The organism is Staphylococcus sp. EG-SA-14, assembly GCF_017151935.1.
Lineage (GTDB): Bacteria > Bacillota > Bacilli > Staphylococcales > Staphylococcaceae > Staphylococcus > Staphylococcus aureus.
Genome location: NZ_JACVZM010000005.1, coordinates 36,787 through 61,527, shown reverse-complemented (window position 1 = coordinate 61,527; position 24,741 = coordinate 36,787). Strand labels below are relative to the sequence as shown.

The window sequence follows — 24,741 nt, the reverse complement described above, 5'->3', positions numbered from 1 at the left end:
ATGAAAATTTTAGTAGTATGTGGCCACGGTTTAGGAAGTAGTTTTATGGTAGAAATGAACGCACAAGAAGCACTTAGGCAACTTAATGCACCATCTAATATCGAAGTTGAACATAGTGACATTATGACAGCAAGTCCAGAGATGGCTGACTTGTTTATTTGTGGTAGAGATTTAGCTGAAAATGCCGAACGTCTAGGGGATGTCTTAGTTCTTGATAATATTTTAGACAAAGCTGAATTACAACAAAAGCTCTCAGAAAAATTACAACAACTTAACATGATTTAAAGGAGGTACGACCTATGCAAGCAATCCTTAATTTTATAGTCGATATTTTAAGTCAACCAGCCATTCTTGTTGCACTGATTGCCTTTATAGGTTTAATCGTTCAGAAAAAACCTGCCGCAACGATCACTTCAGGAACCATTAAAACGATATTAGGCTTCTTAATTTTAAGTGCAGGTGCTGATGTCGTCGTTCGATCTCTTGAGCCATTTGGCAAAATATTCCAACACGCATTCGGTGTGCAAGGTATCGTACCTAACAACGAAGCTATCGTCTCACTAGCCTTAAAAGATTTTGGAACAACAGCTGCACTCATCATGGTCTGTGGCATGATTGTTAATATTTTAATTGCCCGCTTCACTAATTTAAAATATATCTTTTTAACAGGTCATCATACATTTTACATGGCTGCGTTTTTAGCAATCATTTTAACAGTCAGTCATATTAAAGGCTGGCTAACGATTGTTATCGGCGCACTCGTATTAGGATTAATCATGGCAGTATTACCTGCATTACTCCAACCTACGATGCGAAAAATTACAGGGAATGATCAAGTAGCTTTAGGTCATTTTGGCTCAATCAGTTACTTTGCCGCAGGTGCTGTAGGTCAATTATTCAAAGGTAAGTCTAAATCAACGGAAGAGATTAAATTTCCAAAAGGCTTAAGTTTCTTACGAGAAAGTACAATTAGTATCTCGATTACGATGGCATTACTTTACTTCATCGCATGCTTATTTGCAGGCGTTAGTTATGTACACGAATCTATTAGTAATGGTCAAAACTTTATTGTTTTTTCATTAATTCAAGGTGTGACATTTGCTGCTGGTGTATTTATTATTTTAACGGGCGTTCGCTTAATCTTAGCTGAAATCGTCCCAGCATTTAAAGGGATTTCTGAAAAGCTTGTACCAAATTCTAAACCTGCATTAGACTGCCCTATTGTGTTCCCTTATGCACAAAATGCAGTATTAATTGGATTCTTTGTCAGCTTTATTACAGGTGTCATCGGTATGTTTATCTTATTCTTATTTGGTGGCGTCGTCATTTTACCTGGCGTAGTTGCACACTTCTTCTTAGGTGCAACGGCTGCTGTATTCGGTAATGCAAGAGGCGGTATTAAAGGTGCTGTTGCTGGCGCCGCTCTAAATGGTGTCCTAATCACGTTTTTACCATTATTATTCTTGCCATTTTTAGGCGAATTAGGTGGTGCTGCAACAACATTCTCAGATACAGACTTTTTAGCTGTCGGTATCGTGTTCGGTAACGCAGTAAAATATATGGGATTATTTGGTGCGATTCTATTTATTATTATCGTAGGTGCGACAGCAATTTTATTAAAAGGCCGTCAAAAGCCACAGCAATAGTGTTAACGTAAATATATAAAACACCGTCACATATTGAGTGAATGCCTCTTTTATCAAGAGGAAAGCCACTTACTTATGGACGGTGTTTTGTATTATATTAAATGATACTTAGCCATACTATCGACAGCTGCTAAAATTGCTTCTTTTTGTGTCGCAATCGGTTCCCAACCAAGAAGTATTTTTGCACGTTCGTTACTTACATTTCGATTCATATCTAATAAAAGTTTACCTTCTTTAGCTTGATGATTAAATTTAGCACCTAGACTCAAAACAAAGTCTGGTAATTTTTTAGTAGAAACTTTTTGAGCTATTTCAGGTCTCTTTTCTTTAATTAATTTTGCAATTTCCAACAAATTAATTTGTCCATCAGCTGTAGCAATAAATCGCTGGCCATTAGCCTGTTCATTTGTCATTGCCAAAATGTGTAGTTCAGCTACGTCTCTCACATCAACAACATTCAATGGAATTTGCGGTACACGTTTCATTGAACCATTCAATAAATTTTCTAATAAATGAAAGCTTCCTGAAACGTGTGCATCTAATGATGGCCCAAAAATTGCAACTGGATTGATTGTGGCAAATTCTACTGTTGTATTTTCATTCTCAACAAAATCCCACGCTGCCTTTTCAGCTAACAATTTTGATTTTTCATATACTGATAAGCCTGGTTCATCTTCATTTGTCCAATGACTTTCATTTGTGATTGAATTTTTATCTTTATTGCTAAAACCAACTGCACCAAAGTTTGCAGTCATCACCACACGCTTCACGCCAGCATGTTCTGCAGCTCTTAAAATACGTTGTATGCCTTCAATGGCAGGCTTCGCCATCACTTCTGCATCGTCTGTTTTACCGAAAAACACCGGAGATGCTACACTCAAGACATATTTACAATCTTTCATTGCTTCATCCCAATGTTCATCTTGTGATAAATCCGCTTCGACAAACATTAATCGCTCTGTGGAAATGCCATTGTCTTGCATTGTTTTAATTACTTTATCAGCTTTACTTAAATCACGTATCGTCGTTTGTACCTCATAACCTTGTTCTAATAATCGTGAAATAATTCGCATGCCAACAAACCCTGTACCACCGGTTACTAATACTTTATTATTCATCACATAATCTCCTCTTTGTGTCTATTGATTACTCATTATAGCAGTCATTATATTTTGACGTATATAAATAGACTTTAGTAGCTAGTATTTAATCTTACTTATATAAATGAAAATGAATTTATTCCTTTAAAAACTATCATTAACCATTTTCAAATACCCAATCACTAATAAACACAAACGCTATAAATATGATGTCTTTGCTAATTAATTAAATTCATTTTCAATCGTATGATCAAATTACATAACTACATAGTCACCATTTTAAAAGCAAATACACATATTCATTGAGGGTGTGACATTAACGCCTAAACAATATTAACTTAAAATCATCTCAACCAATGATTCTACCGTAACATTACCAAAATAATAAACGATGTCTAATTGCTTTAACTGATGCATTAAATCTTCTCTTGTCATTTTTGTTCCTTGTAATGCTTCTTCCACATCTTTTATATCACCTTGTCCAAAGAAATCCCCATAAATACGACAATCTGCGATACGATTTTGTTCAACAGAAATGGTAATATCTACAGTACCTGATGATAATCTTTCACTTCGATTATATTCATATTTAGGTGACTTCCCATAATTCCAATCCCAATTTTTATACTTTTTATCAACTAATTCATCAATCGCTTCCCAATCTGCATCCGTTAATTCGTATCGTTTTGCCTCTTTAATGTCATCGATTCCCAAAATCTGTGTCACCATTAAATTTTTAAATTCTTCAATGGTTATACCACGATACTTTTCATCCAGTGCTTCTCTAAGATGACCAACACGTGCGCGCACAGATTTAATCCCTTTCGATGCAATCTTTTTGCGATTAGGCTTTAACACTTTATCCATTGCTTCATAATTAACATCAAGTAATAGCGAATAACCGCCATAAATACGATTATTCATTAATGTCATTGCGGCGCCTGACACTTTTTTACCATTCAATGTTAAATCATTTCTACCGCTTTGTATCACATCTGTTGCACCTAATGTATGCAACGCCTTTATAGCTGGCTGATAAAATCGTTGAAAATCACCATAAATTGAAGTGTCTTGTTCTAAAATACAACACATATTAACGGCACCTTTATCAACATACACAGCGCCACCACCAGTATCTCGGCGAACTACTTGAATACTGTGTTTATCTATATAATCTTGATTCACTTCTATAGCAGTATTTTGAAAACGTCCAATTTCCACTTTTGGATCACAATAATAAGGGAATAAAATATCTTCATCTAAAAAGATATGCTGATTAACATAAACTTGCATAGCGAGTGCAATCGCACCATCAGTAATATATTCTCCATTTCTAATCTGTTCTATTAAGTACATCTTCTGTCTCTCCAATGTTGTTATTTTGCGTTGTGCTGTCGTTCCGGAGTGCTGTTGTAATCAATGTTGAGATATCCTCAGTTAAATGTATGGTACGTTCTTGAATTGAATTCGGAATGCGATATGCCTTTTTATTCATCGTCATATAAAGTGCATTTTCATTTTTACGTGTCATACGCTGAAAAGGATGCTTCACAAATTGTGGTGTAGTATAACCAATTCCAATTTCCAAATACAACACTTTATCATCTTGATGTTGCTCTAGAAAAGCATTATAACGATGTAGTTGCGCATGAAATTCAGCATCTTCAACCATACCAACTTCCGCTTTACGTTTATTCACTTCCATTGGGGCATCACATTTTGGACATCTTGGAATCATCTCCCAAGGTATAAGCATATCTTGTTGCGCAACAACCATTTTACGAATTAAATCATCATTGCGATACGTTTGAGCATGACAATGCTGACTACACTGTTGCAGTATATACTCCCCTTGTATATGAAATACATGAGTCATATCATAATCAGCTACATCGAAAGCATTGTCTGCATTCGTAGTTATAATGTGGTACTGTTTACCTTCCACTAAGGATTTTAAAGCGAGGTAAGACTGACCTACAGGTTGATCTAAATAGTTTAATGTAATAAAACGACTCTCAAATGCCCAATATTCTTGCCAACTGCCATAAGGATGTAAACTCGCTTGCAACATATCAAAGAAGCGATATTTTTCAATAAAATCTGGGAAATTTTCCGTAAAACGCTCTCCTACATATGTAAATCCGTCAGATGCAGACATGCCTGCACCAATTCCAATCACTATCGCATCTGCTTCATCAATCGCAGTACGCAATACTTCATCCTGCTTTGTCTTGTCATCCATTAAAAGAGACATTGCATTCCATTTACTACTCTGCATCACGGTTCAATGCCTCCTTATACAGTTGTAAATCCTTATCTGTAAATACATTGAACACGACTTTCAATGTTGAATTTGTTTCTTTGAGATAGCTTTCTACTGTTCGAACAGCAATTTCTGCTGCTTCATCTTGAGGAAAAGCAAATACACCTGTAGATATACAGCAAAAAGCGACATGATTTAAACTATGTTGATCAGCCAATTTAAGACAGCTAAGATAACATTTAGCTAACAAGTCCTGATTCATCTTTGAAACAGGCAATCGACGTATTTGCGGACCAACCGTATGAATTATATACTTTGCTGGCAAATTATATCCACGTGTTATTTTGGCTTTACCTACACCTTCATTGCGCCCTTGTTGTCGAATGATCTCTGCACAATCAAGTCGAACTTGAACACCCGCTTTTGTATGAATAATATTATCAATGCAGTCATGATTAGCTTGCATACATCCTAGAAAACGACTATTTGCAGCATTAACAATAGCATCGATTTTTAACGTCGTGATATCACCTTGCCAAACAAAGATATTGTCACCTTTTATCGGCTTCAAATCCTTCAAATCCGTAACATGTTGATGATTCAAATCACTTAACATAGCATCTTGTACAGCTAAATATTCATCACTTACAGGTAATGTCGGTCTGACATTTGCTAAGCCTCGATATAATTCCCACAAATCTTCAAATGAAGATGGCATTACCAATACGTCATTGTCATTTCCCTCTCGACGCATATCATTGATTAAATATTCAAGTTTCGCTTTATTTGATTTTAACGTTTCCATTTAAGCCTCCGGTAATGCTAGGAATGCTTCTTTATCGACATCATCCAATTTGAACAACCAATTTTCTTCTGGTTTTTCAGAGTTTAAAATTATCGGTTCTTCTTCCGCTTTTGTATTTCGCTCAATAATCGTTCCTGACAATGGCGTTTGCACATCAATGACCGTTTTCGATGCTTCGATACTCACAATTTCATCATCCACTTTAACTTCATCTGGACTTACGAATTCAACATAACCTACTGTCCCAATATCATCTTGCAATTCAGGTGTCATACTAAACACATACAAATCTCCTACTTTTTCTACCCATAAATAATTGGCTAACTTTTTCATCTTATCTTCATCCTTTCTCTTCTATTTAAAATGCTACAAATAGATTTCCGCGAGTAATTTTAATGTTTTACAACGCTGTTCAATGCCTGGAATAAGCGGTGCTACTAACACCTCATCAACTTCAAACGTAGCAATGAAATCATCTAATTGTGCTCTAACCTGTTCTTGTGTACCTGCAATGATGCGTGCTTGATGTGCTTGAATCATCTCTTTGTCTCGATCATTAAGCTTATACTTTTGCGCTGTGTCTACCGATGGAAAATGTTCAAATTCTGCAAATTGTAATTTACCTAATAACCAAACATCTAAGGCATGTTGCAATGCTGCTACTTCCGCTTCATTATCAGCTACAATGACAAATACAGATGCCATCACCTTTGCGTCCATTTTAATCGTTGATGCTTGGAAATGTTTTTTGTAAATATCAATGTTATCCTTCGCTGCATGTATCGCATTTATATCTGGTAGCAAAAATGTGCCAACAGAAAGCCCTATACCTAGTTCGGCAGCTATTTTGGCAGATGTTGCGCTACTACTTAATAACCACATTTCTGGAAAATGATCAATGTGTGGTTGGACACCTAACGTATGCGCACTTGGTTTATCCTTTATTGTAAGATAATCACGTAATAACGAAATCGATTCATCGTAACTATCATATGTAGGATTTATTCCATCTAAAGCTTGCTTTACCATAGTAGTACCCGGATTATTGCCAATACCTAAATCAATACGATTTGGATATAACGCTGCCATCATTCTAAAATGCTCAGCAATTTTATAAGGTCGATAGTGCGGCAACATCACACCACCAGAGCCAACTCGTATGTGATTTGTCTGCGCCAATGTATGCATCATCAAAAGTTCTGGACTACTACACGCAAACGCTGGTACATTATGATGTTCCGTAAACCAAATTCGCTTAAAGCCAAGTCGATCTGCTAATTTTGCAAGTGTCACTGAATCTTGCAATGCCTTTTCTGCATCCTTACCTTCATCTATTAAGGCATAGTCTAATACGCTTAATTTAACCAATCCGTCATCTCCAAACTTATCCTGCCATGTCAAACCGACATAACATTTTAACGTTCTTAATATCATTCCCTCTTCATATACCCACGTATATGATAACGTTTTTCAATTAACTTTTATATCTTTTCGCCTTTATTTTTCTTTTTCATATTCATATTTTCAGACCTACAAATGCCATTCATTAGTTCAATTTTAAAAATGTTTTCCATGTACCAATTCTATTCTATCAAGACTGTTCATCATTGATTATTCATTCTTTCCATGGTACTTTGAAAACAATATTGAATAGAAAAGGAATCATAGTATGTACCGATACAAACCACTTTTACAATCAATCCACTTACCTAATGGCATCAAAATTTCGAATCGCTTTGTATTATCACCAATGACCGTAAACGCATCAACAAAAGAAGGCTATATTACAAAAGCAGACTTGGCTTATGCTGCACGTCGCTCTAATTCAGCTGGAATGCAAGTCACCGGCGCTGCTTACATTGAACCTTATGGTCAATTGTTTGAATATGGCTTTAATATTGATCATGATGCTTGTATCCCTGGATTAACTAACATGGCATCTACGATGAAACAACATGGTAGCCACGCTATTATCCAGCTAGCGCATGCTGGTCGTTTTTCAAATCAAGCCATTTTAAATTTTGGAAAGGTGTATGGACCAAGCCCTATGACATTGCATTCACCGATTGAACACGATGTTATCGCCATGTCTCATGAGAAAATCAATAGCATCATTCAGCAGTATCGCGATGCTACATTACGCGCGATTAAAGCAGGTTTTGATGGTGTGGAAATTTCGATTGCACAACGTTTGCTGATTCAAACATTTTTCTCAACTTTTTCGAATAAACGTACAGACCATTACGGTGCCGACTCATTAAAAAATCGTGCAAGATTATCTTTAGAAGTTATGCGTGCGGTACAAGAAGTGATTGATAAAGAAGCACCTGACAATTTTATTTTAGGATTTCGAGCAACGCCAGAAGAAACCAGAGGCAGTGATTTAGGATATACCATTGACGAGTTCAACCAATTAATCGATTGGGTCATGGACGTTTCAAACATCCAATATTTAGCAATCGCTAGCTGGGGTCGACATATTTATCAAAATACGTCTCGTACACCAGGTGAACATTTCGGTCGGCCAGTTAACCAAATTGTCTATGAACATTTAGCAGGTCGTATCCCTTTAATTGCAAGTGGCGGGATTAATTCTCCAGAGTCTGCTTTAGATGCTTTACAACATGCAGATATGGTCGGCATGTCTTCGCCTTTTGTCACAGAACCTGACTTTGTGCATAAACTTGCTGAACAGCGACCACATGATATCAATCTTGAATTTTCTATGGCAGATTTAGAAGATTTAGCCATTCCACATGCTGCTTTTAAAGATATTGTTAAAATGATGGATTATGGGGAAGGTCTAAAGAAGCATACCCGTGACGCTTTACGTCAATTGGAACAGAATTATCATGACTCATCGTCTTAAGACTATTTTTCATGGAAATTTAAGACAGTGTTATAATGACATCAATATCAAAAATAAGGAGCCTATTAAATCGTGACTGAAATTAAAGATAAAGTAATTACTAAAGATGCATTTGCATTACCTTACACAATTATTAAAGCAAAAAATCAACCAACAAAAGGCGCTATTGTCTACATCCACGGTGGTGGATTAATGTTCGGTAAAGCTAACGATTTATCCCCACAGTATATCGATATCCTTACGGAACATTACGATTTAATTCAACTAAGTTATCGTTTATTACCAGAAGTAAGTCTCGATTGCATTATTGAGGATGTCTACGCATCATTCGACGCGATTCAATCACAATATTCTAATTGCCCTATTTTTACCTTTGGCAGATCATCAGGTGCATATTTAAGTCTATTAATTGCACGAGACAGAGATATTGATGGTGTTATTGATTTTTATGGTTATAGTCGCATCAACACTGAACCTTTTAAAACAACTAATAGTTATTACGCAAAAATAGCTCAAAGCGTAAACGAAACAATGATTGCACAACTCACTTCACCAACACCGGTTGTTCAAGATCAAATCGCACAACGTTTTTTAATCTACGTTTATGCACGTGGCACAGGTAAATGGATAAATATGATTAACATTGCTGATTATACTGATTCAAAATATAATATTGCACCAGATGAACTTAAAACACTTCCCCCGGTGTTCATTGCGCATTGTAATGGCGATTATGATGTTCCCGTTGAGGAAAGCGAACATATCATGAATCATGTTCCACATTCAACATTTGAACGCGTGAATAAAAACGAGCATGATTTTGATCGTAGACCTAATGACGAAGCAATCACTATTTATCGTAAAGTTGTTGATTTCTTAAACGCTATAACAATGATGTAATATATCATTATTTTAAAAAACTCAATTTATCATCATGATAAACAGTTATTCGATCAACCATATTATTCATACAATTTATTAAGCTCATAAACAGATACGCCTGTCCCTTTAGTTTTCGCTAATGAGACAGGCGCTTTATTTCACTTTACTATTTTTAAATTCAACACTGTGATGCTACTTATATCTGCTGTGCCATGATAACAGCACGATTTACATAGCATATTAAATTCAGAAGATGAATTTAACTTGCTTTCAATTGTGTTCCTTTACTTTCAGTCGCTTCAACACGCAACAAGTCATTTATAATACCTGTATAGAAGTTGGCAAGTTCTGCACCTTTACGTTTGAAATCCAGGAAGTCCACACCAATAAAATCGACATGATCCCATCCTTGTATGATTGGTTTAACTTGCCAGATACCTCTGCGTGTGGCAGGTTCATCATTCGTAACATTAACAAATGGTTGATTGGACGGATGTAATGACGAAATCACTGGTACGACACCATCATTTTTACGCCATTCTTCTCTTGCATCATGACCAATAATTCTACTCGTTGTATCCATTAAGAAAAATGTACCTAAATCAGGATTTTCATAACCTAATGGACCAGTATGAGATGATACACCTGTATAAGTCGTATACGTAATATTAGGATTCATACTTGTCATGTTGTTCAATTTTGCAGAGCCATCTAACGTTAAATCATAGGCAGCATTGTCGTCTGATGTCCAAATTTTGCTTTTACTAACGCGTTTTATATAGTCAATGTAACTCTCATTTGGTAATTGTTTAAAGCCCCATTGCGTTAATCCTAAATCGATATTCGAATACTTGTTACCCATAAATCGATTTAAAGCGAACATGATTTTTCTAACAGCTTCTGTATTTCCAAACTTATCAGCTGCTTGTGAACCATTATGTGGTGTTGCTAATGTTGTGATTGATGCAACCATATTGTTATGACCACCAGTGAATAATGGTGATATTTCTCCACCATGCGCTTTATGATAGGCAATTTCTTCTTTGTTACCATTTCTTAAAAACTCTTCCATTAAACGAATTGTTTGACCACCCATACTATGCCCTACAAGATGTACCTTTTTACCAGGTTCCCAATTAGGCATGATTCCTTTATAAGTCTTACCATAGCGCTCATGTCCGTATTTAGCTGCATGTGCTGCGCCATAATCTACGCGACCACCTTTAATGTAATAATAAAGTTCTACAGCGCGATCATAGTTACTACCAAATGCACTAACACTTGCTTGATGTACATTATAGCCTTGCTTTCTCAATTCTTCGATAACTTTAAATTTATTTCCACCCCAATAATTTGGGTATAAAGCAGGTGCATTATCGCCTACTAATCCTAAAAATCCATGTACAAAAACAACTGGATATTTGTTAAGTGGTTGTACTTGATTCGCTTTAAGTGGTCGAATCTTTTTAGCATCTGCTGCTGCATTTGTAGTCGAACGTGTTTTAGGCGCTTGAAGCGCATCTTTGATTAGTTGTTTATTATCAGTATTTTTATCTGTCGGTTTGTCTGGGGAATTTTGACCATCGATATGTTTACTTAAATCGCCAACTTGTGGTTTCTGTTCACTTTGGCGAACAGTATCATCTTGCTTTGCATCTATGATTTGATGCGCGGGTTGATGTGTATCTTGTTGATTTGGATGTTTGTCCGTGGTTGCATCTTGTGCTTTTGTTGATTTAGGTGCAGTTTTATCATTAGACGGGGGTGTAGTTGAAGTTGGTGCTGCTTTATCATGATTGGGTAATACCTTTTGTGCCGGAATGGATGGTTGTGATTTATCAACATCATTCGATTGTGACGTTGTCGATTGTGATCCATTACGTTCAGCATGATGGGTATTTTGAACCTGATCATTTTGACGTTCAGTATTATTAGTCGCATTATTTTGGTGTGACTGTTTAGAACCTTGTCGTTCAGAATCTTGCTTTACTTGATTATCATTTTGCGTTCTGATTGTTTTACTATTTTGTGTTGATTGATGCTTCGATGATTGAAGCGTGTCTTTACCTTCTGTCACTGTTCCACTTTTACCATTCTCTTTATGCATATCGTCTAATTGCTTTCCTGACTGCATTTGATGTGACGTTATCACGTTCCCTTGTTCTCCCGGTTGATTTAGTGTTTCTTTTTGTGCCGCTGCATTGGACGTTGGTGTTTTTTCCGAGGCTTGTGCTTCATGTGATGACACAACAAACATTGTAGCCGCTAACACTGACACCACGCCTATTGAATACTTTCTAATACTATACTTTCTTTCTTCTTGTCCTCTTAACATATAATCACCTCAAAAGTATTTTTTTGACCCCCTCTTGAGAATGAAAAACAACTGCACCTTCAATATAACATGACATATATTATTTTTTGATTAAGACTACAAAATTAATAAAAATTTAATAATACGATATTAAATCGATACTAATCATTTACAAATATGTGTATTTCCAAATAATTTATAAACACTTTTAGTTGTGGTGTTGAATCAACACAACAACATTTAAGATAAATATTTTATTAAGTAATATAGTTTCAATCTATATATAATTAGTTAATTTGTATTGGTATGAAAATAATTCAAACTATACAATTATAGTAAGTTTTCAGATTTTTCTAAATTAAAATAATGATTCATCTCATTAAGGGGAAGATGCATCATACAGTTTTGTGTATTCATTTAAACAAAGGGGTTGCTTTAATGAATCAATATCATTCTAATGCACAACAACCAAGTGCATGGCGTTTTTTTGTCTATAGTTTAGTGGGCATACTATGTTTCTTTATTCCTTTTACGATTAATGGTAACAACACTATTTTCGTCGATCATGTTCATCTAGCCATTCGCTCAATCATAGGTCCACTTATGCCCTATGTTGCACTGATTATGATTTTAATTGGTACAGCGTTACCAATAGTGAGACGTACTTTTATGACTTCAATCACAAACTTGGTCATTACATTATTTAAAGTTGCAGGTGCAATGATCGGTATAATGTATGTATTTAAAATCGGTCCATCAATACTATTTAAAGCTAACTATGGTCCGTTTTTGTTTGAAAAATTAATGATGCCATTAAGTATCTTAATTCCAGTAGGTGCAATTGCGCTTTCTTTATTAGTGGGCTATGGCTTATTAGAATTTGTCGGTGTTTATATGGAGCCTATTATGAGACCTATTTTTAAAACACCAGGAAAATCCGCTGTCGATGCAGTGGCTTCGTTTGTCGGCAGTTATTCCTTAGGATTATTGATTACTAATCGTGTCTATAAGCAAGGGATGTACAACAAACAAGAAGCCACGATTATTGCGACTGGCTTTTCAACAGTTTCAGCAACTTTTATGATTATCGTTGCTAAAACTTTAGGATTAATGCCGCATTGGAATTTATACTTTTGGATAACTTTAGTCATCACATTTGTCGTGACTGCAATTACTGCATGGCTACCGCCAATCACCAATGAATCAACAGAATATTATAACGGACAAGAAGGAGAACAAGAAGTTGCTATTGAAGGAAGCAGACTGAAAACTGCATATGCAGAGGCGATGAAACAAAATGCATTAACACCATCTCTCGTGAAGAACGTTTGGGACAATTTGAAAGACGGTTTAGAAATGACTGTTGGTATTTTACCTTCTATATTATCGATTGGTTTTTTAGGACTGATTGTAGCGAACTATACACCATTCATTGATTGGCTTGGCTATATATTCTATCCATTTATTTATATTTTCCCAATTGCTGATCAGGCTGTACTTGCAAAAGCATCAGCGATTTCTATTGTAGAGATGTTTCTACCATCTTTGTTAGTAACTAAAGCTGCAATGAGTACTAAATTTGTCGTCGGTGTAGTAAGCGTATCAGCCATTATCTTTTTCTCAGCATTAGTGCCATGTATACTAGCAACTGAAATTAAAATACCTGTCTGGAAACTCATCATCATTTGGTTTTTACGCGTGGCATTGTCGCTATTAATCACCATCCCCGTCGCTTTACTTATTTTTGGATAATTCAAATTGAAAATAAAATCACTATCATAAACAAACAAAACGAGATGAACCCATTACATTCATTCAGCCACCTAAGATAATTAGGTGCCTTTAATTAATGATGGTCATCTCGTTTTTTTATCGTTATCATTTAATCTTCCATAATTTGAACAAAACGTTTCGTAATTTCTTTTGGTCGTGTTATCGCACCACCAACGACTGAACAATGAACGCCTAAGTCCATCACACGTTTATACATATCCGGTGTAATGACATTACCTTCCGCAATAACTTTTGCATCAACACTTTGTAGTACATCTTTTAGAAATTGGAAGTCATTCTGATAAAGTAATTGTCCTTGCGTATAACTAGTATAGCCATGTAACGTCGTGCCAATATAATCAAAGCCAAGTCGTGCGGCATTTTTAGCTTCTTCAACGGTCGCGATATCAGCCATGATTTCAACGTTCGGTGCATGTGTTCTAATATATGATACTAATTCGTCTAACGTTTCTTTCGGACGTTGCTGTAACGTTGCATCCAATGCAATGACTTCACATTGGCTTTCTATCAGTTCATCAACTTCTTTTGACGTTGCAGTAATGAAAACATCTGAGCGATCATAGTCACGTTTCACAATGCCAATAACTGGTAAATCTACCGTTTCTTTAATTGCTAAAATGTCTTCCTTAGTATTTGCGCGAATACCAACAGCACCACCTTCATACGCAGCTAATGCCATTTTCGACATAATAAAAGATGAATGCAATGGTTCATCTGGTAGTGCCTGACAAGATACTATTAATCCATGTGGTAACATTATTCCTCACTCCATAAGTCGTTTTTTCACGTAAAGTCATTTACAATATATCATTAAGATAATTTTTATCAATGCTTTTTACTATCTTGAAAATATTTTTCATATATAATAGTAATCATTAAGATGAAGGGGTGACACAATGAAATTTGAGAATCGTGTTCAACGTTATCAACATTTATTTACAAAAACTGATAAACGCATCGTCAATTATATAAGACAAAATGGTTATAGCGATGCCTTTTCAACGATTAACTCCTTAGCCCATGCGATTGGTACATCACCAGCAACGATGACACGCTTTAGTCATAAGCTGGATTATGAGAATTTCCAAGATTTAAAATTTAATATTCAACAAGAAATGACAGAGACAGTTATTGAAAATAGCCCAATTATTCAAAGAATTCATAAATATCATCAACAAATCATTCAACAAACTGGTGAATTTATTGATAACGACATTATCCAAACCTTTATCGACAAACTTCAATCAAGTCGACATATACTCTTTGCTGGACTAGGTAGCTCTGGTTTATCAGCGACTGAATTTTATTATCGTATGATTCGTATGGGGCTAAAAGGTAATGTTACTACCGATTCACATTTAATGAAAATATCGGCATCCCTACTATCTCATTCGGATATGTTTATTGCTATGTCAAATAGTGGTAATACTTCGGAATTAATTTCTGCAGCGGAAGTCGCCAAATCTCATGGTGCATATGTTGTTGCCATCACAAATTTCGAAGGTAGTAAACTTACAGATTGTGCAGATTTAGTACTTTTAACAACGGATCAATCGCGCAATACCGACCATCAATTTATCAACACACAAATTGCGACACTCTTTTTAATCGATATCGTGAGTTATCATTTATTAGAAAATACGAATCTGAGTCAAACTTATCAACATACTAAATCTATTATCCTAGACAACAAATAACTAGTAGTATATTCAAATCCACCTGCAACTGTAGACAATCATCGTGATTGTCCCAACGAGTTGCTAGGTGCTTTTTTAATTTCAATACCAAATATTTTTTTACATTTTCTAAAATTTTAATATCTCAGCCTCTTCAATTTAATATGCCCGTGGCACACTGTTGGTTGATATAGTTTAGATTGGTCCTAGATAGAGTGTGATGTGTGGAACTAACAACAGCTCTCATCTCTCGTAACGGTTTCAAATTCTATTTTAGAATGACTCCTTCTTTCAACCATCATTGCAAACAGCCATATAATGCTGCATCATTTTTACTCTTAGTCGTTTGTATTGGTGCATAAACATAGTCTTTTGGTAAATAGTGTGCAACTTTCGGCTCGATATATTTAATGAGATTGTCTCCTTGTTCAGATATACCGCCACCAATTAATATAAGCCCTGGATCATACATGACTTGTATTTGGGCAATCCCTTCTGCTACATCTTCTGCCCACTCATTCAATATTTGTTTTGCAATATCATCACCTTCTTCAGCTGCTTCAAACAATACTGGCACATGTGTGCTTCTCGTAAATCCTCCGGCAATCATGCGCTTTTTCAATGCACTCGTTGCAGCACGTTGCTCAAACGTTGTATTTTCAGTTGGACGATACAATAAATACCCAACTTCATTTGCCTTATGAAGTTCACCATTATCAATATGACCTTGATTATTTTTGTACGCACCCCCAATGCCTGTACCAAGCGTCATACAAAAGATCCGTTCTGCTTGATATTGATGTAATTTCAATTCGCCTAGTAATGCAGCGTTTACATCATTTTTTACTTTGACATAAGGAGACAGTGATTTTAATAATCGCTTAAAATTAGTATCTTTATAATTCGGAATGGTTGGCCCTGCGTATACAATTTCGCCTTTTTGTTCATCAACAACGCCTGCTGATGAAATACCTATGACAGGTTGGATCAACTGATATTGCTTCATATATCCTGTTACAATCTCATATACTTTGTCAGTAATAAGCTCACTTTTGTTGTCCGGCGTTGGTATTTGTTGATAGTCAAACATATTCAATTGCTTATCAATAACCGCCGATTTAATTTGAGTGCCTCCAATATCGATTGCGATGTAATACACCTTACTCACTCCATTTCTATTGATTTTGAAAAATATTTTCATTAATTATAAATAAATATGACTGCAATTTTCAAAAAGATATTGTTACATTTTATGATAGCGTTTACAATTATAACTGTAAACTATATTATCAAATGATTTTTGGAGGGACTTCATAATGAACAAAGATTTAAAAGGTTTATATGCAGCGTTACTCGTTCCTTTTGATGAAAATGGTCAAGTAAATGAACAAGGACTCAAACAAATTGCTCAAAATGCCATTGAAACTGAAGAATTAGACGGTCTTTATGTAAATGGTAGCTCAGGCGAAAACTTTTTATTAAATACAGAGCAGAAGAAGCAAGTTTTCAAAGTTGCCAAAGAGGCAGTTGGGGATAAAGTGAAATTGATTGCTCAAGTAGGTTCGTTAGATTTAAATGAAGCCATTGAACTTGGGAAATATGCCACAGAACTCGGTTATGATGCACTTTCTGCCGTAACACCATTCTACTATCCATTTACTTTTGAAGAAATTAGAGATTACTATTTCGATATTATCGAAGCAACACAGAACAATATGATTATTTATGCAATACCAGATTTAACAGGTGTGAATATTTCTATTGAACAATTCAGCGAGCTATTTAATCACGAAAAAATTGTTGGTGTTAAATATACAGCGCCGAACTTCTTCCTACTCGAACGTATTAGAAAAGCATTCCCAGACAAATTAATCTTATCTGGCTTTGATGAAATGTTAGTTCAAGCTACGATTTCTGGCGTAGATGGTGCAATTGGTTCTACATATAACGTTAATGGTCGCCGTGCTAGAAAAATCTTCGACTTAGCACGACAAGGTCAAATTCAAGAAGCTTACCAACTACAACATGATTCGAACGACATCATCGAAACAGTGTTATCAACGGGGATTTATCCAACATTGAAAGAAATACTACGTCACCGTGGCATTGATGCAGGATTACCGAAAAGACCTTTCAAACCTTTTAACGAAGCACATCGACAAACATTAGATCAACTCATTGCAAAATACGATTTATAGACATCAAAGAATCAATACATTGTAAAGGGGATGTTTCCCATGAAAGAAGTTGGATTTGGCACACTAAACTGGGTTGCCGTTATCATTTATCTACTAGCTATGTTACTCATTGGCGTTTATTTTACCAAGCGCGCGAGTCAAAGTACGAATAGTTTCTTTACTGCAAGTGGTCGCTTGCCATCTTGGGTAGTTGGCTTTTCAATTTATGCTACTACATTAAGTGCAATTACGTTTATGTCGACACCAGAGAAAGCATTTTTAACAGATTGGTCATATATTGCAGGTAACATCGCTATCGTAGCAATTATTCCATTACTTATTTATTTCTATGTCCCTTTCTTTAAAAAGTTAAAGGTAACATCTGCATATGAATATTTAGAAGCTAGATTTGGCCCTAGCATACGTGTCATTGGCTCATTATTATTTGTCGTTTACCATTTAGGGCGTGTTGCAATCGTTATCTACTTACCAACATTAGCAATCACATCTGTATCAGACATGAACCCTTATATCGTTGCATCACTCGTTGGTTTACTATGTATTTTATATACATTTTTAGGTGGATTCGAAGGTGTGGTTTGGAGTGATTTCATTCAAGGCGTCATTTTATTAGGCGGCGCTTTAGTTATCATTATTCTAGGTGTTATGAACATTAAAGGCGGTTTTGGCACTGTCTTTGCAGATGCGATTGAGCACAAAAAATTAATTAGTGCAGACAATTGGAAACTAAATACTGCGGCAGCTGCCATTCCAATTATTTTCCTAGGAAATATTTTCAACAACTTGTATCAATACACAGCGAGTCAAGACGTCGTGCAGCGTTATCAAGCTTCTGATAGTTTAAAAGAAACAAATAAATCGTTATGGACAAATGGTATCCTAGCTTTAATTTCAGCCCCCTTATTTTATGGTATGGGTACAATGCTGTATTCATTTTATACACATGAAGCTGTTTTACCAAAAGGCTTCAATACATCATCTGTAGTGCCATATTTCATTTTGACTGAGATGCCACCATTTGTAGCAGGATTACTTATTGCAGCCATTTTCGCCGCTGCACAGTCTACCATTTCATCTAGTTTAAATTCTATATCTGCTTGTATTTCAATCGACATTAAGCAACGCTTCTTCGGAAAAGGTAGCGAGCGACACGAAGTTAACTTTGCACGTTTCATTATCATCATTGCAGGTATTTTCGGTTTTGGAATGTCACTATACTTAATTGCTTCTAATTCAAATGACTTATGGGATTTATTCTTGTTTGTAACTGGATTATTCGGTGTTCCATTAGCTGGTGTATTTGCAGTTGGTATTTTCACTAAACGTACGAATACATTCGGTGTTATTTGTGGATTAATATTGGGTATCATCTTTGCTTATGTCTATAATGGTGTTGGCAAAGGTAACTCACCTTTCTATGTATCTACCATTTCATTTACAGTTGCTTTTGTCTTTGCTTATATACTTAGCTTCATTGTCCCTTCAAAACATAAAAAAGATATAACGGGATTAACAATTTTTGAAAAAGATCAACCATCAACATACATTTCAAAAACGGCTACGAAAAAGTAGATTGTTATGATAAAACCCCGTCACTAAGTTATGATGCGCTGTTGCGCCAACTTGGTGACGGGGTTTAGCTTTGCCATGAATTTAATTTAGGTACTTCGATTAATTTACAATACTAAGCCAATAATTGATCCTGAAATGATTGAAGCTAGAGTTGAACCAAGTAGCAACCTCATTGCAAAGGATGCAACTTTTTCTCCTTGCTTATCACTAATTCCTTTAATTGAACCAACGATGATACCAACAGTACCGAAATTAGCAAAACTCACTAAGTAAACTGAGATAATACCTTGTGTTCTAGCTGATACGTCACCCAAAACATTTTTAAAATCTAGCATTGCTACAAACTCATTTGTAATTAATTTTGTAGCCATTAAAGAGCCAGCTGGAACAGCTTCACTCCAAGGAATCCCCATTAAGAATGCGATAGGTGCAAACAAATAACCAATTAACTGTTTAAAATTCAAACCAACACTACCAAAAATGATATTGATTGCTTCCATTAATGAAATAAACGCTAACAACATCACGGCTACTACAACAGCGATTTTAAACCCATCCATCGCACTATCACCAATCATTTGGAAAAAGGCAACTTTCTTAGGTTTTCCTGTTTTTCCATTCACTGATTTCGTTTCCGTTGATTTAGTTAAGTTATCAATTTCAACATCACTATCATCAGATTTATAGGGATTGATTACACTGGCGATGATAAGCGCACTAAAAATATTTAACATTACAGCTGTAACTACGAACTTGGGCTCAATCATCTGCATATATGAACCCAACATTGCCATACTAACAGCACTCATACCAGACGTCGCAATTGTATATAATTTCGCTCTAGATAATCTTGGAATAATATCTTTTATTGTTAAATATACTTCTGGTTGTCCAAACATTGCTGTTGAAATAGCAAAGTAACTTTCTAAGCGCCCCATTCTCGTTATTTTATTAATAGCGATACCTACATATTTGATAATAAATGGTAATACCTTAATATAATTAAAAATGCCTATTAATACAGAAATGAACACTAATGGCAGTAACACATTTAAAAAGAACGTAAAGCCATTTTTATTTTGTATATCTCCAAAAACAAAGTTTATACCTGCTTTACTAACATTTATTAACCCTTCAAAAAATGAGCCTAATGCAGTTAAGATTGTTAAACCAATCGTTGTGTTCATCATAAATAACACAATCAACACTTGAATAAATATCATTATTAACGTCTTTTTGAAGTCTATGTTTTTACGATCAAAACTGAATAAAAACGCAACAAATAGTGCAAATGCTATCCCTGTGATAGCGAATAAAATATTCATGTATCATCACCTACAATAATTTATTAACAGCGACAGCAATTTTAGCACCCAACGCCGCATTGTTTTCAACAAGTTTTATATTTGCTGCTAAACTTTTACCATTCGTTTTTTCTACAATTTTCCCTAACAAGAACGGTGTGGCGTCCTTACCTTTAATACCTTGATTTTCCGCTTCAACAACAACTTCATTTATGATTGCCTCAATATATGCTTTTGATAAGGCATGCTCATATGGAATTGGATTAGCAACAACAATGCCACCTTCAAGATTTAACTGCTGTTTTGTTAAATGAATGTCAGCAAGTCGTTCTGGCGTTTCAACCGAACTTGTTAACTTAACACCGCTTTCGCGAGTGAAGAATGCTGGCAATTCATTCGTTTGATATCCAATAACTGGAACGCCTTTTGTTTCTAAATACTCCATCGTCTTAGGTAAGTCTAAAATTGATTTGGCACCTGCACAGATAACAGTGACATTTGTTTTAGACAGTTCTTCTAAGTCTGCTGAAATGTCCATCGTATGTTCTGCACCTTTATGGACGCCCCCAATACCTCCTGTAACAAAAAATTGAATACCAGCCATTGCAGCACATATCATCGTCGTCGCTACAGTAGTAGCACCAACACACTTCATCGCAACAACTTCTGCTAAATCCCTTCTAGATACTTTAGCAACGTCTTTACTAGTTGCCAGTATTTCTAAATCTTCGCTTTCTAAACCAATTTTAATTTTGCCATCTATAATGGCTATGGTTGCTGGAATGGCACCATTATTCCTGATAATTTGCTCTACTGTTGTTGCCATTTCAACATTTTGTGGGTACGGCATACCATGCGAAATAATTGTTGATTCTAATGCTACAATCGGTTGATTGTTCTCCCGTGCTTGCTGAACTTCTCGAGAATACTCAATATACTTTTGTAAATTTGCCATTTTTATAATCCTCCATATCGTGATAAAGTTGCTGTTGATCTAGGTTTTGCCTAACTGTATATTTCGTTTCTATCGTTTTCTTTGCGTTAACCATACCAGCAATTAATATATCTTCAGTAGACATCCCATTTAACCAGCTATATACTACTGCAGCACAGAATGAATCGCCTGCACCTGTAACATCTTTCACACTATTTGATGGCATAACTGACTTGATGATTTCTTCCTCACCACTTCGATAAATGAGTTCTTTCACGCCATTTGTCACAATAACATTTTTAACACCTAAATCATTCCAGCGTTTAGCAGCTATTTTTAAATCATCAGTAGATTCTATTTTTAAATTTAAGTATGTTTCTGTTTCATCTTTATTCGTGATAATCCAATCAATAGCATGTAATGAATCAGGCATATTTTTCATTTTTGGGGAAGAAACCGTGGTGATAACTAATTTGATTTGATGTTTCGTGGTATAGGCACATAAGAAGTTTAATGCCTCTTTGCCTAAATTCAAATCGACAATAATGCACTTAGCCTTTTTCAATAAGTGTGAACGCTTAATTAAAAATTCAGGCGTAATGTAGTCAAACACTTCCATATCTGCTAAGCCATATGTCATGTCGCCTTCTTTACTAATTAAAGCTGTATATGAACCTGTACTCGCATTTTCAAATTGTTGAACATGATCCAAATTCATAAATGGTGTGGACAATCGTTTAATCATTTCCCATTCACTATCTTGTCCACTAGCAGATAAAAAAGCGACCGTTTCGCCAAGCCTACCTAAGTTCTCAGCAATATTTCTTGCTACGCCACCAATAGAGCGTGTTGACGTTACAGGATTTGATGTTTCTGCAACTAAATCTTTATGCACATAAAACTTACGATCTACATTCGCTGCGCCAATACAAACAATAGGATAATCTTCATTTAAAACATATGCCTTTCCCATAACATATTCCTTTTGTATTAATCCTGAAATAATGTTTGCTACGCTGGGTCTAGATAATCCAATTGCCTCAGCAAGTTCACGTTGTGAAATAAACGGATTATCTTTAATTCTTTTTAAAATTTCTTTCTCAGAATCGCTCATAACATCCCTCCTCATATTGACTTAAAATACTTGAATCAGTGAATTTACAAAAATATCGTAGCATGCTGTTATTTCTGTTGTAAACGCTTACATTTGCCGTTATATCAATGATATTTGTTTATAAAATACGCATAATTTCGTAAAAAGTAAGTTCATTCCATCGTGTAAAAGGTACTTGAGAAAATGATAAATGTTTATACAGTATGATATTTGTCGACAATAAATTATGACATTTTTATGTCTTATATTTTTCTATAAAAAAACGTGACTCATTATCGATTTTTTCATCGACTGAATCACGTTACTATGTTTTATTTGTTTTTACTATTCAATATGATGATGCTATGCGTCAACTGCACCTCGATTAATCATGTCTTGCTTAGTAACAATTGGATATTTTTTAAATACGATTGAACCAAGATAACCTGCAAGCGCACCTACAATCGCCATTACTACACCATAAATTACAATAGTCATTGGATGATTAAATCCAAACATTACTAAAAATCCTGCAATCGGTGTAGCTGTACCTGTCGCATCGTTAATTAAACCTGACATAGCAATAATTAAACCAGCAATCGCACCACCAAAGAAATTTGTAATATAGATTGGAATTGGATTGGCTGATACAATATCTGCTTGTGATAAAGGTTCAATACTTACTGCAATCGTAGACTTACGATCACCTAATTTTAAGCGATGGAATAGCGTCCCATTCATAAATGCCGAACTAAATGCTGCCATGGCACCAATAGCCATAGGTACACCCGTTAAACCTAATAATGCTGTCAATGCCATTGAACTCAATGGCGCTGTGCCGACAACCGTGATAATACCACCTAAAATGATACCCATGATAATTGGATTCGTATTCGTACTACTTTGGATAATATCACCAATTCGAATCAATGTACTATTCACTACTGGCGTTAATAATACTGCAATAAGACGAGCTAATGGCGCTAAGATGACAATCGATCCAATTAAGTCGACACCATCCGGCACATATTTCTCTGTATATTTCATCACATATCCAATCATATAACCCGCAAAGAAACCTGGTAATAAATCCATACCACCGCACGCGGCTGCTATAACTAATGCATATACTGGTGATACACCGATAGCTAATGCTGTTAATCCAGCGGCAGCGACACCACCTAGACCTCCCGCAGCGTCTCCTAGCTCTTCTAAAAATTTAATACCGAATACTTCGCCACCAACATATTTATTAAATGCTTCCACTAAAAATGTTGCGATTGCTGCATTAGCTAATGCTCCCATGGCACGCATACCATTAGGTGCTTTATATGTAAATAATGTAAAAATCACTAAGACCAAAAATAAAAATAAAGTACCTATCATTAAATCCATAACCATTGACCCCCATTACGATAATTTTATATTCAATCCCCATATTTAAATATTGAATACTTAGAGGCCATTTTACTACAAAAAATATTATATTTCACGGAATATTTCTAATTTTCGATAATAATTATTATTAATTGAATGTGAAAGTTTATTCAAATAATACATAAACATAAAAATACCGGCACATGATGTACCGGCTTAATAAAACTATTCTACTGTTTCATTTTCAAGATTAAGGACGCCATCTTTCATATGATATGAACGATCACAATATGCTTTAAGTCGTTCATCATGTGTAACAATAATACATGCTTTCTTTCTTTTTTTGGCTTGATCACGTAGAATTTTAATGACTTCAATCGCATTTTCAGTATCTAACGCCGCGGTAGGTTCATCCGCTAAAATAATCGACGGATTCGTATATAACGCTTTGGCTATCGCCACACGTTGTTTCTGACCACCTGAAATTTCTGAAGGTAACTTATTAAGCAATGAAGTTAGACCTAATTGTGACATAAGTTGCTGATAGTCTTCATTAGACATAACATTCTTATTTTTCTTTTTCAATAATGTAAATTGTTGCTTTACCGTTAAAAATGGTACAAGGTTTGTAGCTTGTAAAATAAAACCTATTTCAGACATTCTAACTTTTGCCAATGCTTTTTGCTTCATTGTCGTAATATCTTGGTTATTGATTAAAATGTGCCCAGATGTCGGCGTTTGTAAAGCACCTGCCATAGTTAGAAATGTACTTTTACCAGAGCCAGAAGGTCCAACCAATGCTATAATATCACCTTTATTTATCTCAAAATTTGTATCTTTAACCGCTTCAATGTTACGATTCCCATCTTTAAATGACTTTGTTACATTTTCAAATTTCAACATTTGCTACACCT

The 24,741-nt window shown here is 35.3% G+C and carries 24 protein-coding genes; 9 read left to right on the top strand and 15 right to left on the bottom strand.

Features of this window, described 5'->3' with window-relative positions:
• Nucleotides 1–285 (top strand): PTS sugar transporter subunit IIB, encoded by a 285-nt coding sequence (locus IDG63_RS05080; RefSeq protein ID WP_000699542.1) that lies wholly within the window; start codon nt 1–3, stop codon nt 283–285.
• A gap of 14 nt (nt 286–299) precedes the next feature.
• The gene (locus IDG63_RS05075) at nt 300–1,646 is read left to right on the top strand and encodes a PTS ascorbate transporter subunit IIC (RefSeq protein ID WP_001147984.1); all 1,347 of its coding nucleotides are present in this window, start codon (nt 300–302) and stop codon (nt 1,644–1,646) included.
• 92 nt (nt 1,647–1,738) lie between these two features.
• Here IDG63_RS05075 and IDG63_RS05070 read toward each other — a convergent pair whose 3' ends face one another.
• From IDG63_RS05070 to IDG63_RS05040, 7 genes are all read right to left on the bottom strand, one after another.
• Complete coding sequence (locus IDG63_RS05070; RefSeq protein WP_086095907.1) at nt 1,739–2,764, bottom strand: SDR family oxidoreductase; 1,026 nt, start codon at nt 2,762–2,764, stop codon at nt 1,739–1,741.
• A gap of 315 nt (nt 2,765–3,079) precedes the next feature.
• The gene (gene lplA / locus IDG63_RS05065; protein ID WP_000280836.1) at nt 3,080–4,102 is read right to left on the bottom strand and encodes a lipoate--protein ligase; all 1,023 of its coding nucleotides are present in this window, start codon (nt 4,100–4,102) and stop codon (nt 3,080–3,082) included.
• Nucleotides 4,080–5,024: an SIR2 family NAD-dependent protein deacylase gene (locus tag IDG63_RS05060; RefSeq protein WP_001191951.1), complete on the bottom strand. Its 945-nt coding sequence runs from the start codon at nt 5,022–5,024 to the stop codon at nt 4,080–4,082. The genes lplA and IDG63_RS05060 overlap by 23 nt, the downstream gene beginning before the upstream one ends.
• Nucleotides 5,014–5,814, bottom strand: a complete 801-nt coding sequence (locus IDG63_RS05055; protein ID WP_000449059.1) for a protein-ADP-ribose hydrolase — start codon at nt 5,812–5,814, stop codon at nt 5,014–5,016. The genes IDG63_RS05060 and IDG63_RS05055 overlap by 11 nt, the downstream gene beginning before the upstream one ends.
• Nucleotides 5,815–6,147: a glycine cleavage system H family protein gene (locus tag IDG63_RS05050; RefSeq protein ID WP_000731877.1), complete on the bottom strand. Its 333-nt coding sequence runs from the start codon at nt 6,145–6,147 to the stop codon at nt 5,815–5,817.
• A gap of 33 nt (nt 6,148–6,180) precedes the next feature.
• Nucleotides 6,181–7,182, bottom strand: coding sequence for an LLM class flavin-dependent oxidoreductase (locus IDG63_RS05045; protein WP_001808208.1), 1,002 nt, complete (start codon nt 7,180–7,182; stop codon nt 6,181–6,183).
• A 113-nt stretch (nt 7,183–7,295) separates the two neighbouring features.
• Complete coding sequence (locus tag IDG63_RS05040; RefSeq protein ID WP_001802007.1) at nt 7,296–7,388, bottom strand: hypothetical protein; 93 nt, start codon at nt 7,386–7,388, stop codon at nt 7,296–7,298.
• A gap of 95 nt (nt 7,389–7,483) precedes the next feature.
• Between IDG63_RS05040 and IDG63_RS05035 the strand changes: the two genes are divergently transcribed.
• A complete protein-coding gene (locus tag IDG63_RS05035; RefSeq protein ID WP_000286461.1) occupies nt 7,484–8,683 on the top strand; it encodes an NADH-dependent flavin oxidoreductase in 1,200 nt (399 codons plus the stop codon).
• A gap of 72 nt (nt 8,684–8,755) precedes the next feature.
• Nucleotides 8,756–9,583, top strand: a complete 828-nt coding sequence (locus IDG63_RS05030; RefSeq protein WP_000136014.1) for an alpha/beta hydrolase — start codon at nt 8,756–8,758, stop codon at nt 9,581–9,583.
• A 241-nt stretch (nt 9,584–9,824) separates the two neighbouring features.
• Here IDG63_RS05030 and lip2 read toward each other — a convergent pair whose 3' ends face one another.
• On the bottom strand, nt 9,825–11,900 hold the full coding sequence (gene lip2, locus IDG63_RS05025) for a YSIRK domain-containing triacylglycerol lipase Lip2/Geh (RefSeq protein ID WP_000943825.1): 2,076 nt from the start codon (nt 11,898–11,900) through the stop codon (nt 9,825–9,827).
• A gap of 417 nt (nt 11,901–12,317) precedes the next feature.
• On the opposite strand from lip2, the gene IDG63_RS05020 reads away from it, so the two are divergent.
• The gene (locus tag IDG63_RS05020) at nt 12,318–13,631 is read left to right on the top strand and encodes a YjiH family protein (protein ID WP_001077716.1); all 1,314 of its coding nucleotides are present in this window, start codon (nt 12,318–12,320) and stop codon (nt 13,629–13,631) included.
• A gap of 130 nt (nt 13,632–13,761) precedes the next feature.
• On the opposite strand, the gene IDG63_RS05015 is transcribed toward IDG63_RS05020, so the two are convergent.
• Nucleotides 13,762–14,430 (bottom strand): N-acetylmannosamine-6-phosphate 2-epimerase, encoded by a 669-nt coding sequence (locus IDG63_RS05015; RefSeq protein ID WP_000936727.1) that lies wholly within the window; start codon nt 14,428–14,430, stop codon nt 13,762–13,764.
• 139 nt (nt 14,431–14,569) lie between these two features.
• Here IDG63_RS05015 and rpiRa point away from each other — a divergent pair, with 139 nt between their 5' ends.
• Nucleotides 14,570–15,370 carry a pentose phosphate pathway transcriptional regulator RpiRA gene (gene rpiRa, locus IDG63_RS05010; protein WP_000667382.1) on the top strand — a complete coding sequence of 267 codons (801 nt, stop codon included), beginning with the start codon at nt 14,570–14,572 and terminating at the stop codon, nt 15,368–15,370.
• A 277-nt stretch (nt 15,371–15,647) separates the two neighbouring features.
• On the opposite strand, the gene IDG63_RS05005 is transcribed toward rpiRa, so the two are convergent.
• Nucleotides 15,648–16,508 (bottom strand): ROK family protein, encoded by an 861-nt coding sequence (locus tag IDG63_RS05005; RefSeq protein ID WP_086095906.1) that lies wholly within the window; start codon nt 16,506–16,508, stop codon nt 15,648–15,650.
• Between the two features lie 157 nt (nt 16,509–16,665).
• On the opposite strand from IDG63_RS05005, the gene IDG63_RS05000 reads away from it, so the two are divergent.
• Nucleotides 16,666–17,547: an N-acetylneuraminate lyase gene (locus IDG63_RS05000; RefSeq protein ID WP_001030741.1), complete on the top strand. Its 882-nt coding sequence runs from the start codon at nt 16,666–16,668 to the stop codon at nt 17,545–17,547.
• 39 nt (nt 17,548–17,586) lie between these two features.
• Nucleotides 17,587–19,119 (top strand): sodium:solute symporter family protein, encoded by a 1,533-nt coding sequence (locus IDG63_RS04995; protein WP_000665747.1) that lies wholly within the window; start codon nt 17,587–17,589, stop codon nt 19,117–19,119.
• A 104-nt stretch (nt 19,120–19,223) separates the two neighbouring features.
• Here IDG63_RS04995 and IDG63_RS04990 read toward each other — a convergent pair whose 3' ends face one another.
• From IDG63_RS04990 to IDG63_RS04975, 4 genes are all read right to left on the bottom strand, one after another.
• Nucleotides 19,224–20,444: a NupC/NupG family nucleoside CNT transporter gene (locus tag IDG63_RS04990; RefSeq protein WP_001022968.1), complete on the bottom strand. Its 1,221-nt coding sequence runs from the start codon at nt 20,442–20,444 to the stop codon at nt 19,224–19,226.
• Between the two features lie 10 nt (nt 20,445–20,454).
• Complete coding sequence (locus IDG63_RS04985; protein WP_000002072.1) at nt 20,455–21,378, bottom strand: pseudouridine-5'-phosphate glycosidase; 924 nt, start codon at nt 21,376–21,378, stop codon at nt 20,455–20,457.
• Nucleotides 21,353–22,471 (bottom strand): carbohydrate kinase, encoded by a 1,119-nt coding sequence (locus tag IDG63_RS04980; protein WP_001283968.1) that lies wholly within the window; start codon nt 22,469–22,471, stop codon nt 21,353–21,355. The genes IDG63_RS04985 and IDG63_RS04980 overlap by 26 nt, the downstream gene beginning before the upstream one ends.
• A 342-nt stretch (nt 22,472–22,813) precedes the next feature.
• Nucleotides 22,814–23,803 carry a PTS sugar transporter subunit IIC gene (locus IDG63_RS04975; protein ID WP_001822575.1) on the bottom strand — a complete coding sequence of 330 codons (990 nt, stop codon included), beginning with the start codon at nt 23,801–23,803 and terminating at the stop codon, nt 22,814–22,816.
• Here IDG63_RS04975 and IDG63_RS14670 point away from each other — a divergent pair.
• Nucleotides 23,754–23,894, top strand: a complete 141-nt coding sequence (locus IDG63_RS14670; protein ID WP_072353785.1) for a hypothetical protein — start codon at nt 23,754–23,756, stop codon at nt 23,892–23,894. The genes IDG63_RS04975 and IDG63_RS14670 overlap by 50 nt on opposite strands.
• 158 nt (nt 23,895–24,052) lie before the next feature.
• Here IDG63_RS14670 and IDG63_RS04970 read toward each other — a convergent pair whose 3' ends face one another.
• Nucleotides 24,053–24,730 (bottom strand): ABC transporter ATP-binding protein, encoded by a 678-nt coding sequence (locus tag IDG63_RS04970; RefSeq protein WP_000911017.1) that lies wholly within the window; start codon nt 24,728–24,730, stop codon nt 24,053–24,055.
• Nucleotides 24,731–24,741: the final 11 nt, after the last annotated feature.

What these genes read in the sequence shown, in the direction of transcription:
- IDG63_RS05055 (WP_000449059.1), bottom strand. Translation starts at nt 5,814, where the DNA reads ATGGAAACGTTAAAATCAAATAAAGCGAAACTTGAATATTTAATCAAT.
- IDG63_RS14670 (WP_072353785.1), top strand. Translation starts at nt 23,754, where the DNA reads ATGGCACGCATACCATTAGGTGCTTTATATGTAAATAATGTAAAAATC.
- IDG63_RS05020 (WP_001077716.1), top strand. Translation starts at nt 12,318, where the DNA reads ATGAATCAATATCATTCTAATGCACAACAACCAAGTGCATGGCGTTTT.
- IDG63_RS05060 (WP_001191951.1), bottom strand. Translation starts at nt 5,024, where the DNA reads ATGCAGAGTAGTAAATGGAATGCAATGTCTCTTTTAATGGATGACAAG.
- lip2 (WP_000943825.1), bottom strand. Translation starts at nt 11,900, where the DNA reads ATGTTAAGAGGACAAGAAGAAAGAAAGTATAGTATTAGAAAGTATTCA.
- IDG63_RS05070 (WP_086095907.1), bottom strand. Translation starts at nt 2,764, where the DNA reads ATGAATAATAAAGTATTAGTAACCGGTGGTACAGGGTTTGTTGGCATG.
- IDG63_RS05040 (WP_001802007.1), bottom strand. Translation starts at nt 7,388, where the DNA reads ATGGAAAACATTTTTAAAATTGAACTAATGAATGGCATTTGTAGGTCT.
- IDG63_RS04980 (WP_001283968.1), bottom strand. Translation starts at nt 22,471, where the DNA reads ATGAGCGATTCTGAGAAAGAAATTTTAAAAAGAATTAAAGATAATCCG.
- lplA (WP_000280836.1), bottom strand. Translation starts at nt 4,102, where the DNA reads ATGTACTTAATAGAACAGATTAGAAATGGAGAATATATTACTGATGGT.
- IDG63_RS05050 (WP_000731877.1), bottom strand. Translation starts at nt 6,147, where the DNA reads ATGAAAAAGTTAGCCAATTATTTATGGGTAGAAAAAGTAGGAGATTTG.
- IDG63_RS05035 (WP_000286461.1), top strand. Translation starts at nt 7,484, where the DNA reads ATGTACCGATACAAACCACTTTTACAATCAATCCACTTACCTAATGGC.
- IDG63_RS05075 (WP_001147984.1), top strand. Translation starts at nt 300, where the DNA reads ATGCAAGCAATCCTTAATTTTATAGTCGATATTTTAAGTCAACCAGCC.
- IDG63_RS04970 (WP_000911017.1), bottom strand. Translation starts at nt 24,730, where the DNA reads ATGTTGAAATTTGAAAATGTAACAAAGTCATTTAAAGATGGGAATCGT.
- IDG63_RS05015 (WP_000936727.1), bottom strand. Translation starts at nt 14,430, where the DNA reads ATGTTACCACATGGATTAATAGTATCTTGTCAGGCACTACCAGATGAA.
- rpiRa (WP_000667382.1), top strand. Translation starts at nt 14,570, where the DNA reads ATGAAATTTGAGAATCGTGTTCAACGTTATCAACATTTATTTACAAAA.
- IDG63_RS05000 (WP_001030741.1), top strand. Translation starts at nt 16,666, where the DNA reads ATGAACAAAGATTTAAAAGGTTTATATGCAGCGTTACTCGTTCCTTTT.
- IDG63_RS04995 (WP_000665747.1), top strand. Translation starts at nt 17,587, where the DNA reads ATGAAAGAAGTTGGATTTGGCACACTAAACTGGGTTGCCGTTATCATT.
- IDG63_RS05080 (WP_000699542.1), top strand. Translation starts at nt 1, where the DNA reads ATGAAAATTTTAGTAGTATGTGGCCACGGTTTAGGAAGTAGTTTTATG.
- IDG63_RS04990 (WP_001022968.1), bottom strand. Translation starts at nt 20,444, where the DNA reads ATGAATATTTTATTCGCTATCACAGGGATAGCATTTGCACTATTTGTT.
- IDG63_RS04985 (WP_000002072.1), bottom strand. Translation starts at nt 21,378, where the DNA reads ATGGCAAATTTACAAAAGTATATTGAGTATTCTCGAGAAGTTCAGCAA.